Genomic DNA, 13,030 nt, shown 5'->3' with positions numbered 1-13,030 from the left:
TGGCAGTCTGTTCGACTGATTGTCAGCCCGGGAGGGTGACGGTCCGCCCGGACGGGTGACCGGAGGCGGCCCCGTAGACTGGTGGACCGGCCCCCGCGGGGGCCGTGTCCTGTCCTCGCATTCGATCCCGCTCCGGGAAGCTACGGGAAGTCGCCAACGTGTCGCTCACGATCGGAATCGTCGGTCTGCCGAATGTCGGCAAGTCGACCCTGTTCAACGCCCTGACCAAGAACGACGTGCTGGCGGCCAACTACCCGTTCGCCACCATCGAGCCCAACGTCGGCGTCGTGGGCGTCCCCGACCCCCGCCTCGACAAGCTCGCCGAGCTGTTCGGCTCGGCCCGCAAGCTGCCCGCCACCGTCGACTTCGTCGACATCGCCGGGATCGTCAAGGGCGCGTCGGAGGGCGAGGGGCTGGGCAACAAGTTCCTGGCGAACATCCGCGAGTCCGACGCCATCTGCCAGGTCATCCGCGCCTTCAAGGACGAGAACGTCGTCCACGTCGACGGCAAGATCTCGCCCAAGAGCGACATCGAGACGATCAACACCGAGCTGATCCTCGCCGACCTCCAGACCATCGAGAAGGTGCTGCCCCGCCTGGTCAAGGAGTCCCGGATCCAGAAGGACAAGCAGGCCCAGGTCAAGGCCGTCGAAGAGGCCAAGGCCATCCTCGACGAGGGCCGTACCCTCTTCTCCGCCGGCATCGTCCAGGGCAGCGAGCGCGCCGCCCTCCTCCACGACCTGCACCTGCTCACCACCAAGCCGTTCCTCTACGTCTTCAACGTCGACGAGGACGAGCTGACCGACGAGTCCTTCAAGGCCGAGCAGCGCTCCCTCGTCGCCCCCGCCGAGGCGATCTTCCTCAACGCCAAGCTCGAAGCCGACCTCGCCGAACTCGACGACGAGGAAGCCCTCGAACTCCTCCAGTCCGTGGGCCAGACCGAACCCGGCCTCGCCACCCTCGCCCACGTCGGCTTCAACACCCTCGGTCTCCAGACCTACCTCACGGCAGGCCCCAAGGAGTCCCGCGCCTGGACCATCAAGAAGGGCGCCACGGCCCCCGAGGCGGCCGGTGTCATCCACACCGACTTCCAGAAGGGCTTCATCAAGGCCGAGGTCATCTCCTTCGACGACCTGGTCGAGACGGGCTCCGTGGCCGAGGCCCGCGCGGCGGGCAAGGCGCGCATGGAGGGCAAGGACTACGTGATGCGCGACGGCGACGTGGTGGAGTTCCGCTTCAACGTGTAGCGGGTGCGACGCGGGTCGGAAGGGGGTCGGGCGCTCAAGAGCCCGGCCCCCTTCGTCGATCCCCCGTAGGCGGTGGCCGGGCTGGGAGACGAGGGCCGTGGTGGCCGTCGTGGGAGCCGGGGCGCGGGCTGATGATCGTCATGAATGCGGGTGAACCGGATCCCTGTCGGGATAAACGTCCCCGAACTGCAGTTCACCACTTCTAGTGAAGCTCTGGCCGTCAGTTGCTATCGACAACCGTCGGTTGTCAAGCTGTTGCTGACTGTCAACCCTGGGAGTGCACGTGGCCTTTGGTGACCAGCCCGCATACCTCCGTGTCGCCGACGACCTCCGGAAGAAGATCGTCGCGGGCGATCTGCCACCGCATGCCCGCCTCCCCTCCCAGGCGCGGATACGCGAGGAGTACGGGGTCTCGGACACCGTCGCCCTCGAAGCCCGCAAGGTGCTGATGGCCGAGGGCCTGGTCGAGGGCCGCTCCGGGTCGGGCACGTATGTCCGCGCGCAGCCCGTCCCGCGCCGTCTGATGCGTACCGGCTATCGCGCCCGGGGCGAGTCCAGCCCGTTCCGGCAGGAGCAGGGGGACGACCGGGTCAGCGGCACCTGGGAGTCCGGCAGTGAGCAGGAGGAGGCGAGCCCGGAGGTCGCCGAGCGGCTGCGGATCGAGCCGGGCGAGCGCGTCATGCGCACCCGGTATCTCTTCCGGGCGGCGAATGAGCCGGCGATGCTCTCCACGTCCTGGGAGCCGCTGGCCGTCACCGGGCGCACCCCCGTGATGCTGCCCGAGGAGGGGCCGCTCGCCGGGCGCGGGGTGGTCGAGCGGATGGCGGCCGTCGACATCGTGGTGGACAACGTGGCGGAGGAGGTCGGGGCCCGTCCGGGTCTCGCCGAGGAGGTGCTGGCGCTCGGCGGGGTGCCGGGCCATGTGGTGCTCGTGATCTCCCGTACGTACTTCGCGGGCGGCCGGCCCGTGGAGACGGCGGACGTGGTGACGCTGGCCGAGCGCTATCGGGTCGCGTACCACCTGCCGGTGAAGTGACGCGGGTCCGGGGTCGTGTTCACCGCGAGTTGACGTCCGCCCCTGCGCCGTAACGAACCGGCAACACCGCCCCGCGGCCTGCGACATGTGACCGGCCTAGCTTCCTCAGGCGTACCGCCCATGCGCCGAACGACAGGGGAAGCCGCCATGACGGACACGGTCACACCCGAGCAGACGCAGACGGGGGAGCCGCGGCGCAGCTACGCCCGGCTCGCCGCCGACGAGAGCCGCGAGGACTATTCGCTGCGCTACGCGCCGCACTCCTACCGCCGCTGGTCACCGACCATGGTCGCGTCGACGGCGCTCGGCGGCATCGCCTATCTCGCCGACTTCGCGATCGGCGCGTCCATTGTCTTCACGTACGGCTTCACCAGCGGTCTCGCCTCGATCCTCACCGCGGCGACGATCATCTTCCTGACCGGTATCCCGATCGCGCGGGCCTGTGCGACGTACGGGCTGGACATGGATCTGATCACCCGCGGTGCCGGGTTCGGCTACTTCGGATCGACCCTGACCTCGCTCATCTATGCGAGCTTCACCTTCATCTTCTTCGCGCTGGAGGGGTCGATCATGGCGCAGGCCATGCACCAGGCCCTGCACATCCCGCTCCCGATCGGTTATCTGATCACCACTCTGATCGTCATCCCGATCGTCTTCCGCGGGATGGGCGCGCTCGCCAAGGTGCAGGCGTGGACCCAGCCGCTGTGGCTGGTCGGGCTGGTGCTGCCGTTCGTGGTGCTCGCCTTCGAGCGGCCGGACGCCTGGGTCTCGTTCGCCTCCTTCGGCGGTACGGAGGGCGCGGGCTCCGGCTTCGACTGGATCGGGTATGGCCTCGGCACCGGGGTGGCCCTCTCGCTGATCGCTCAGATCGGCGAGCAGGCCGACTATCTGCGCTTCATGCCCGCCAAGACCGAGCAGAACCGGCGGCGCTGGAATCTGGCGGTGCTGGCCGCCGGGCCGGGCTGGGTGGTGATCGGCGCGGCCAAGCAGCTCGGCGGCGCGTTCCTGGCCTTCGTGGCGCTCGGCGCGGTCGGCACGACGCATGCCCTGGAGCCCATCGCCCCGCAGATCGAGGCGCTGAAGCCCTGGCTCGGCTCGGTCGCGCTGCCGGCCGCCGCGCTGTTCGTCGTCGTCTCCCAGATCAAGATCAACGTGACCAACGCCTACAGCGGCTCGCTGTCCTGGTCCAACTTCTTCTCCCGGGTGACCCATCGTCACCCCGGCCGGGTCTGGTACATCTTTCTCAACCTCGCCATCGCGCTGGCGCTGATGGAGATGAACATGTTCGCGGCGCTCAACAAGCTGCTGGGCTTCTACTCCAACGTCGGCATCGCCTGGATAGCGGCGGTCACCGCCGATCTGGTGATCAACAAGCCGCTGGGGCTGAGCCCGAAGTACATCGAGTTCAAGCGCGCGTATCTGTACCCGGTGAACCCGGCGGGGTTCGGCGCGATGGTGATCGCCTCGACGGTGTCGATCATCGCCTTCTTCGGGGTGTTCGGGGAGGTGGCCGAGGCGTTCTCCACCTTCATCGCCTGCGGTCTGGCGCTGGTGCTCAGCCCGCTGCTGGCCTGGCTCACCCGGGGGCGCTACTACCTGGCCCGGCCGAACCCGGTGAACGGGCCGGAGGTGGAGGTGCCGGACATCACCGCCGTCCACACCTGTGCGGAGTGCGAGACGGCGTACGAACTGCCGGATGTCGCCGACTGCCCAGTGCGGGCCGGGGCGGTCTGCTCGCTGTGCTGCTCGCTGGACGCCGAATGCGGCGACGTCTGCCGCAAGGCTCCGCACGGCGCGGCGCCGGTGCTGTTGCCGGTGCCGACGGTGCGCGCGAGCGACGGGTAAGCGCGTAAGAGGGCCGAGCCGGGCAAAGGGCCGGTAATTTATTCGGCTGGTCTTTCTTCGGGGTGCGGCCAACTTGAGCTCGATATGAGCTTGTTGGTCTGTGGGGGGCATCTTCTTCCCTGACCTCCGCTATTCAAAACCCATGCATTCGAATCACTACTCGCGGTGATATCGAAACGGGCGCATTCGGCGATATCACAGCGGAATGGCGGCCTCGGTGAGGGGCGCCGCCGCCGACCGGCCCGTACCGTCTGGCCAGCGAGGCTTCGCCCGGCGTCGCATGCCGTGACGGGTCCGTAGAGGTTTTGCGAAGGCCCTTCCGATGGCGGCCCGCATGCGCTTCGCAAGGCGCGCTCCGTATAAGTGTGTTGCGTATATCACACGCTCTCATTGATAGCTCAGATCGACCTCAAACCCGTAAAGCGCACTGTTATTTCGCTTGTACGATGGCGCGCGTTTACATCAGGTCAGGGGGGCGAAAGGAGCGTGAGGGGCGTTGAGCACAGAGCAGGGTTCCCACTCGCATTACAAACGGTCACTGGGCACGGTGGCTCTCACCGCGGTGGGCCTCGGTTCGATCATCGGCTCAGGCTGGCTCTTCGGCGCCGCGCGGGCCGCGGCGCTGGCGGGCCCGGCCGCCATCTTCGCCTGGGTGATCGGTGCGGCGGTCGCCCTGACCATCGCCCTGACGTACTCCGAACTCGGTTCGATGTTCCCCAAGGCCGGCGGCATGGTGCGGTACGGCCAGTATTCGCACGGCTCGCTGGCCGGCTACCTGGCGGCCTGGGCCAACTGGATCGCGATCGTCTCCGTCATCCCCGGTGAGGCGACCGCGTCCGTCCAGTACATGAGCTCCTGGGACTTCGGCTGGGCCAAGGCGCTGTACGACGGGAAGGAGCTGACCGGGAGCGGTGTCGCGCTCGCGTCCGTGCTGCTGGTCTTCTACTTCTTCCTCAACTGGTTCGCGATCACCCTCTTCGCGAAGACCAACACCGCCATCACGGTCTTCAAGGTCGTCGTGCCCACGCTGACCGCGGGTGCCCTGCTGATGTCGCACTTCGACACCGGCAACATCACCGGCAACGGCGGCTTCACGCCGAACGGCTGGAACTCGGTGTTCACCGCCGTCGCCGTCTCCGGCATCGTCTGGGCGTACAACGGATTCCAGTCGCCGCTCAACATGGCGGGCGAGGCCCGCAACCCGGGCAAGTCGCTGCCCAAGGCCGTCATCAGCTCCATCCTCATCGCGCTGGCGATCTACGTGGCCCTGCAGATCGCGTTCCTGACCGCCGTCCCGGCGGCCGACCTCGCGCACGGCGGCTGGGCCAAGCTCTCGTACAACTCCCCGCTCGCCGACCTCTCCCTCGCCTGGGGGCTGAACTGGCTGGCGCTGCTGCTGTACGCGGACGCCTTCGTCTCCCCGTCCGGCACCGGCATGATCTACGCGGCCACCACCTCCCGCATGGTCCAGGGCGTCCAGGAGAACGGTCACCTGCCCGGCGTCTTCGGCAAGGTCGATCCGAAGACCGGCATTCCGCGCCCGGCGCTGGTGCTCAACCTGGTGATCGCCTTCGCCTTCCTCGCGGTCTTCCGCGGCTGGGGCTCGCTGGCCGAGATCGTCTCCGTGGCGACCGTCATCTCGTACATCACCGGCCCGGTCGCCGTGATGTCGCTGCGCAAGCTCTCCCCGGACCTGCCGCGCCCGGTGAAGCTGCGCGCGATGCCGGTCATCGCGCCGATCGCGATGGTCTTCGGCTCGCTCGTCCTCTACTGGGCCCGCTGGCCGCTCACCGGCAAGGTCATCTTCATCATGGCGATCGGCCTGCCGATCTGGGCCTGGTACGAGCTGCGCAAGCCGTGGGCCGAGCTGAAGCCGCATCTGGCGGCCGGTGCCTGGATGGTGACGTACCTGCTGGTCATGGCCGCGGTGTCGTGGGCCGGTGGTACGGAGTTCGGCGGCCGCGGCTATCTGCCCGAGGGCTGGGACATCCTGGTCGTCATCCTGCTCGCCCTCGGTTTCTACGTCTGGGGCGTGCGCAGCGCATGGCGCAATCCCACGCTGCTGCAGGCCGAGCGCGAGCTGGCCGAGACCACGGTCGAGGAGCTGACCGGCGATGCGGATCGGGAGAAGGTTTCCGCGCGCGGTTGAGGACGTGGCCGGATGCGTGCCTCGTTGTGAGAACACGTATCCGCTGCGTGAAGGTAGGGCGTAGGCTCGGGCATATGCGGAACGGGATTTCCTTGACGGTGTCGCCCAGACGCGTGCCCGGGTGCGCCACAACGGAGGGGGCGGAGAGATGAGTGACGGCAACACTGTGCTGCCATGGCTCGTCATCCGCCAGGACGGCAACGGCAACCGCTATCGCGTCGGCCGCTACGCCACGCGTACGGAGGCCCAGGAGGTCGCCGACCGGCTCGAGGCCCAAGGGCAGGAACAGCTCTACGTCGTCGAGCGGACCGCCGCGACCGGGCACGCGGGCTGACGCCGCCCGTATCCACACAAGCCGCCCGCACCCCCGCACATGGCCTTGCCGCCGGCGGGCCGGAGTCTCCCGTTCGTCCGGGCGGGAGAATCCGGCCCGCCGGGCTCCGCGCGGCACCCCCTAGAGTGCGGGCATGACGGTGCGCGTGGTGGTGGGCGGAGCGGTGTTCGACCGGGGGCGGCTGCTGGCCGCGCGGCGCAGCGCCCCGCCCGAGCTGGCCGGGCGCTGGGAGCTGCCCGGCGGCAAGGCCGAGCCCGGTGAGACCCCGCCGCAGGCCCTGGTGCGGGAGCTGCGCGAGGAACTGGGCGTCGAGGTCGAGCCGTTGGAACCGCTGCCCGGCGAATGGCCGCTGAAGCCCGGCTATGTGCTGCGGGTGTGGACCGCCGCGCTGCGCTCCGGCGAGCCGCGTCCGCTGGAGGACCACGACGAGCTGCGCTGGCTCACCCCCGACCGGGTGGACGAGGTCGACTGGCTGGATGAGGACCGGCCCGCGGTCGCGGAGGCGGTCCGGCGGCTGCGCGCCGCGGAACACCTCCATCCGCGCGCCCGCTGAACCCCTTTCAGCTCCTTCGGTCCCACGGGGACGGCCCCGGGGCGGTACGCGGGGCAGGATCCCGGGTATGGGTGGCCCGATCGGGCTGCGTGTGTACGCCCGTCGCGAAACCGGCGCGCCGCGTTCCGTGCCGAGGGGCCGGGGTGTCGGGCCCCGCGGGACCGGGCCGGAAAAACCGTGTGGTTCGAGCTGCCTCTCCCCGGTTAGGAGTGTGGGGGAGCGCTGATCTTGAGCGCTTCATCAAAAGCCGGGACGGAAACGGATTGCGGGCTGAGATAGTGCTGTGATCGTGAAGACCGTACTCCGGATGGCCGTGGTGCTGGATACTCGGCTATCTGTAGCCGGTTGGAGCACCTGAGCCGGAGGGGACGGGCGCATGAGCGAGAAGCCAGCGGGGGCGGATATCCCCGAGGGGACGGTTGGTTCGCAGGTGTCGCCAGTGTCGCAAATGTCGTCGATGTCCGGACTGGTGTCAGGGTCGGCGCCGGGGCCGATGTCCGACGTGTGGCAGAGCAGTTCGCCCGGATCGATCTATGACTACATCCGCGTGGCTTCCTTCTCGCTGGGGACCGACGGCCGCATCACACAGTGGAGCGAACGCGCGGCCGAGCTGCTGGGACTGACGGCGGCCCAGGCCGTCGGCAAGGATCCGGTGGAGGCCTTCGTGCCAGCTGAGCTGCGGGAGACCGGCCGCCGCAAGGTCGCCGACATCCTGGACGGCCGGGAGTGGACCGGCCTGGTCCCCTTCCGTAGCCCGCAGGCGCCCGGCGGAGTCGGCATCGCCGAGGTGTATGTGATGCCGAGCCAGGACGAGGACGGGGAGCGCACCGCGCTCTGTCTGGCCGTCGATGTGGGCGCCCTGCGCGGACTGGAAACCGATCTTGCCGCCTCACAGGCCGTTTTCGGTCAATCTCCGCTTGGATTCTTTCTCTTCGGTACAGATTTGCGCATGCTCCGGGTCAACGACCGCTTTGCGGAGGTTTTCGGCCGCCCGGTCGAGGAGTACCGCGGCGCGACCGCGCACGATCTGCTGCCCCGGGGCGAGGCCGACCGGCTCGCCGCCGCCCTGCGCCAGGTCCTGGACAGCGGAAGCTCGCTGACCGACATGCCGATCATGGGTGCCGTCCCCGGCAGCCAGGACCGCCGCCGCTGGTCGGTGTCGCTGTACCGGCTGCACAGCGGATCGGGCCGCCCCATCGGCGTCGCCGGGCTCGCCACCGACGTCACCGGCCGCCGCCGCGCCGAACAGGAGGCCGCGGGCGTACGCCGCAACCTGGCGCTGCTGAACGAGGCCGGGGCCCGAATAGGCACCTCGCTCGACCTGGAGACCACCGCCCGCGAACTCCTCGACGTGGCCGTCCCGCAGTTCTGCGACCTGGCCTCCGTCGACCTCTACCAGGGGCTGCTGTCCGGCGACGAGACCCCGCCCGGGCTCGCCGACGGCAGCGCCGAACTGCGCCGCGTCGCCTTCGCCAGCGCCGTCTCCGACGGCCCCGTCGCCTTCGGCGACGTCTACCGCACCGACGACAGCGGCCAGGGCGAACTGCCCAAGCCCATCGAGGTCGGCGAGGTGCACCGCTACCCCTTCCACTCGCTGTGCGCCCACGCCCTGCGCACCGCCCAGGTCCGGGTCGTCACCGGCCGCGACGGCGGTGAGAGCCCGGAACTCGGCGCCATACTGCAGTCCACCCTGCTGGTGCCGATGGTCGCCCGCGACACCGTCGTCGGCCTCGCCCAGTTCTCCCGTACGAAGGGCAGCGAACCCTTCGGCGAGCGGGACCGGGCGCTCGCCGTCGAACTGGCCGCCCGCGCCGCCGTCTCCATCGACAACGCCCGGCTCTACCGCAGAGAACACGAGCGCGCGCTGATCCTGCAGCGCAGCCTGCTCCCGCCCGGCGACCCGGAGGCCGCCGGGCTCGACATCGCCTGCCGCTATCTGCCGGGCAACGCGGCCACCGAGGTGGGCGGCGACTGGTTCGACGTCATCGAACTGCCCGGGCACCGCACCGCGCTGGTGGTCGGCGATGTGATGGGGCGCGGCCTGCGGGCCGCCGTCGCGATGGGCGAGCTGCGCACCGCCGTCCGCACCCTCGCCCTGCTGGACCTGGAGCCCGCCGAGGTGCTGTCCGCGCTGGACGAGATCGCCCGGGGGCTGGGCGCGCCCGGCGGCTCGAACGCCGGGGCGCGGGCCGCGGGACGGTCCTTCGACGGCTCCTCCGACCTGTCCGAGGTCTACCTCGCCACCTGCGTGTACGCCGTCTACGACCCGGTCACCCGGCGCTGCACCTTCGCCAACGCCGGCCATCTGCCGCCCGCCCTGGTCGAACCGGGGGAGGGCGCCCTGCTGATGGAGGTGCCGCCGGGGATGCCGCTCGGCGTCGGCGGCGAGCCCTTCGAGGAGATCGAGGTGGAGCTGCCGGACGGGGCGCTGCTGGCCCTCTACACCGACGGCCTGGTCGAATCCCGCGACCACGCCCTGGACGAAGGGTTGCAGGATCTCCGTACGGCACTGTCCACGCACGAGGGCGCGGGCAGCCCGGACAGCTCGCTGGAGGACATCTGCGACCACGTCCTGAGCAGCCTCGACACCCACCACGGCGAGGACGACATCGCCCTGCTCATGGCCCGGGTGCAGGGCCTGCCGGCCGACTCGGTCGGCGACTGGAAGCTGCCCAGCGACCCGCAGTCGGTCGGGCGGGCCCGCGAACTCGCCCGTGAGCAGCTGGAGTCCTGGGGCCTGGACGGCCTGGTCGACACCACCGAGCTGCTGGTCAGCGAGCTGGTGACCAACGCGCTGCGGTACGGCGAGGGCGAGATACGGCTCCGGCTGCTGCTGGACCGGACGCTGGTGTGCGAGGTCTGGGACGGCAACCTGGTCCAGCCGCGGCGGCGGCGCGCCCGCGACACCGACGAGGGCGGCCGCGGGCTGCAGCTGGTCGGTCTCCTCAGCGCGGGCTGGGGCAGCCGCCGCACCCCGCACGGCAAGACCGTCTGGTTCGAGCTGGCCCTCCCGGACGGCGAGTCCTCGGGACCGGACTCGGTGGAAGCGCTGCTCAGCCTCTGGTGAGGAGCGGCCGCGGGCCCGCGTCACCACGGGCCCGCAGCGGGAACACGCCCTAACCCTCCCGGCGGCGGATCTTGTTGCCCAGCCAGACCAGTGGGTCGTACTTGCGGTCCACGGCCCGCTCCTTGAGCGGGATCAGCGCATTGTCGGTGATCTTGATCTGCTCGGGGCAGACCTCCGTGCAGCACTTGGTGATGTTGCAGTACCCGAGCCCGTGCTCGTCCTGGGCCGTCCGCTTGCGGTCGATCCCGGCCTCGCCCGCCGCGTCCAGCGGATGCATGTCCAGCTCCGCGACCCGCATCAGGAAGCGCGGGCCCGCGAAGGCCTCCTTGTTCTGCTCGAAGTCGCGCAGCACATGGCAGGTGTCCTGGCACAGGAAGCACTCGATGCACTTGCGGAACTCCTGGGAGCGCCCCACGTCCTCCTGCCGCATCCGGTACTCGCCCGGGCCCAGGCCCTCGGGCGGGACGAAGGACGGCACCTCCCGGGCCTTGGCGTAGTTGTAGGAGACGTCCGTGACCAGGTCACGGATGACCGGGAAGGCCCGCAGCGGGGTCAGGGTGATCGTCTCGTCGCGGCCGAAAACCGACATGCGGGTCATGCACAGCAGCCGCGGCCGTCCGTTGATCTCGGCGCTGCACGAGCCGCATTTGCCCGCCTTGCAGTTCCAGCGGACCGCCAGGTCCGGTGCCTGGGTCGCCTGGAGGCGGTGGACGATGTCCAAAACGACTTCGCCCTCATTGACCTCGACGCGGAAGTCCCGCAGACCGCCGCCGTCCACATCGCCCCGCCACACCCGGAAGTGGGCCTCGTACGCGCTCACTGGGTCAGCTCCTCGTCCGTCAGGTACTTCACCAGCTCGTCCTTTTCGAACAGGTTCAGCAGGTCGGGCCGGATGGGCGGCGTCTCGCGCCGCTCCAGCCGGATCTGCCCGCGCCCGGGGTCGGGCGGCGCGGCGAGACCGGCGGCGGGGTCGGCGAGGCGGCAGATCAGGTTGATCCGGCGCCATTCGCGGTCCATCGCGGGACAGTCGTCGCGGGTGTGGCCGCCGCGGCTCTCGGTGCGCTCCAGGGCGGCGCGCGCCACGCACTCGCTGACCAGCAGCATGTTGCGCAGGTCGATGGCCAGGTGCCAGCCGGGGTTGAACTGCCGGTGGCCCTCGACCCCGGCGCGCCGCGCCCGTACCCGCAGGGCCGCCAGCCGGTGCAGCGCGTCCTCCATCTCCCCGGCCCGCCTGATGATGCCCACCAGGTCGTTCATGGTCTGCTGCAGCTCCTGGTGCAGCGTGTACGGATTCTCGGCGGGACCGGCCGGGCCGCCGGACGGCTCCTCGCCCAGGGACGGTACGTCGCCGTCCTCGGCGCTGAACGGCCGCAGCGCCTCGGCCGCCGCCAGGTCCAGCTGGGCGTCGTCGGGCACCGGGCGGGAGCCCGCCTCGGCGGTCTCCCGCGCGTACCGGGCCGCGTAGAGCCCGGCGCGGCGGCCGAAGACCAGCAGGTCGGAGAGGGAGTTGCCGCCGAGCCGGTTGGAGCCGTGCATACCGCCGGCGACCTCGCCCGCGGCGAAGAGGCCGGGGACGCCGTTCGCGGCGGCGGTGTCCGGGTCGACGTCCACCCCGCCCATCACGTAGTGGCAGGTCGGGCCGACCTCCATGGGCTCGGCCGTGATGTCGACGTCGGCCAGCTCCTTGAACTGGTGGTGCATGGACGGCAGCCGCCGCTTGATCACCTCGGCGGACATCCGGGTGGAGACGTCGAGGAAGACACCGCCGTGCGGGGAGCCGCGGCCCGCCTTGACCTCGGAGTTGATCGCGCGGGCCACCTCGTCGCGGGGGAGCAGCTCGGGCGGGCGGCGGTTGTGGTCCGGGTCCTCGTACCAGCGGTCGCCCTCGTCCTCGGACTGGGCGTACTTCTCCTTGAAGACGTCCGGAATGTAGTCGAACATGAACCGCTTGCCCTCGCTGTTGCGCAGCACCCCGCCGTCCCCGCGCACCGACTCGGTGACGAGGATCCCCTTGACCGAGGGCGGCCAGACCATGCCGGTCGGGTGGAACTGCACGAACTCCATGTTGACCAGCGGGGCCCCGGCGAGCAGGGCCAGCGCGTGACCGTCGCCGGTGTACTCCCAGGAGTTGGACGTCACCTTGAAGGACTTGCCGATGCCGCCGGTGGCCAGCACCACGGCGGGGGCCTCGATCGCGAAGAAGCGGCCGGATTCGCGCTCGTAGCCGAAGACCCCGGCGACCCGCTCGCCCGCCGCGTCCTTGACGATGCGGGTGACCGTGCACTCCTGGAAGACCTTCAGCCGCGCCTCGTAGTCGCCGGTGGCGGCCTTGTCCTCCTGCTGGAGGGAGACGATCTTCTGCTGGAGGGTGCGGATCAGCTCCAGCCCCGTACGGTCCCCGACGTGGGCGAGCCGCGGGTACTCATGGCCGCCGAAGTTCCGCTGGGAGATCTTGCCGTCCGGGGTGCGGTCGAAGAGCGCGCCCCAGGTCTCCAGCTCCCAGACCCGGTCCGGGGCCTCCTGGGCGTGCAGCTCGGCCATCCGCCAGTGGTTGAGGAACTTGCCGCCGCGCATGGTGTCGCGGAAGTGCACCTGCCAGTTGTCGCCCGCGTTGACATTGCCCATGCTGGCGGCGATGCCGCCCTCGGCCATCACCGTATGGGCCTTGCCGAACAGCGACTTGCAGATGACGGCGCAGCGCATGCCCTGTTCGCGTGCCTCGATCGCGGCCCGCAGCCCGGCGCCGCCCGCGCCGATCACGACCACGTCCCAGGCCTGCCGTTCGACTTGCGTCATCGT

Annotated in this window: 9 protein-coding genes; 7 read left to right on the top strand and 2 right to left on the bottom strand. The window is 70.1% G+C overall.

Annotated elements, in window-relative coordinates; genetic code table 11:
* The first annotated feature begins 158 nt into the window (after window positions 1-158).
* From ychF to ABZ562_RS13755, 7 genes are all read left to right on the top strand, one after another.
* The gene (ychF, locus tag ABZ562_RS13785) at window positions 159-1,247 is read left to right on the top strand and encodes a redox-regulated ATPase YchF (RefSeq protein WP_361477767.1); all 1,089 of its coding nucleotides are present in this window, start codon (window positions 159-161) and stop codon (window positions 1,245-1,247) included.
* Window positions 1,248-1,530: 283 nt separating this feature from the next.
* Window positions 1,531-2,283, top strand: coding sequence for a GntR family transcriptional regulator (locus ABZ562_RS13780; RefSeq protein WP_361477764.1), 753 nt, complete (start codon window positions 1,531-1,533; stop codon window positions 2,281-2,283).
* A 147-nt stretch (window positions 2,284-2,430) separates the two neighbouring features.
* Entirely contained in the window at window positions 2,431-4,128 is a 1,698-nt protein-coding gene (locus ABZ562_RS13775; RefSeq protein ID WP_361477761.1) for a hypothetical protein, read from the top strand.
* Window positions 4,129-4,624: 496 nt separating this feature from the next.
* A complete protein-coding gene (locus ABZ562_RS13770) occupies window positions 4,625-6,277 on the top strand; it encodes an APC family permease (RefSeq protein ID WP_361477758.1) in 1,653 nt (550 codons plus the stop codon).
* Between the two features lie 148 nt (window positions 6,278-6,425).
* Complete coding sequence (locus tag ABZ562_RS13765; RefSeq protein WP_361477755.1) at window positions 6,426-6,611, top strand: SPOR domain-containing protein; 186 nt, start codon at window positions 6,426-6,428, stop codon at window positions 6,609-6,611.
* 133 nt (window positions 6,612-6,744) lie between these two features.
* A complete protein-coding gene (locus ABZ562_RS13760; protein WP_361477752.1) occupies window positions 6,745-7,164 on the top strand; it encodes a (deoxy)nucleoside triphosphate pyrophosphohydrolase in 420 nt (139 codons plus the stop codon).
* 457 nt (window positions 7,165-7,621) lie between these two features.
* A complete protein-coding gene (locus ABZ562_RS13755) occupies window positions 7,622-10,231 on the top strand; it encodes a SpoIIE family protein phosphatase (RefSeq protein ID WP_361477749.1) in 2,610 nt (869 codons plus the stop codon).
* 49 nt (window positions 10,232-10,280) lie between these two features.
* On the opposite strand, the gene ABZ562_RS13750 is transcribed toward ABZ562_RS13755, so the two are convergent.
* Window positions 10,281-11,051: a succinate dehydrogenase/fumarate reductase iron-sulfur subunit gene (locus ABZ562_RS13750; RefSeq protein ID WP_361477746.1), complete on the bottom strand. Its 771-nt coding sequence runs from the start codon at window positions 11,049-11,051 to the stop codon at window positions 10,281-10,283.
* Window positions 11,048-13,027: a fumarate reductase/succinate dehydrogenase flavoprotein subunit gene (locus tag ABZ562_RS13745; RefSeq protein ID WP_361477743.1), complete on the bottom strand. Its 1,980-nt coding sequence runs from the start codon at window positions 13,025-13,027 to the stop codon at window positions 11,048-11,050. The genes ABZ562_RS13750 and ABZ562_RS13745 overlap by 4 nt, the downstream gene beginning before the upstream one ends.
* Window positions 13,028-13,030 lie beyond the last annotated feature (3 nt).

Source organism: Streptomyces sp. NPDC019937 (assembly GCF_040631655.1).
Taxonomy (GTDB): Bacteria; Actinomycetota; Actinomycetes; order Streptomycetales; family Streptomycetaceae; genus Streptomyces.
The sequence above is the reverse complement of the archived record's forward strand: the minus strand, read 5'-3'. Positions and strand labels throughout refer to the sequence as shown.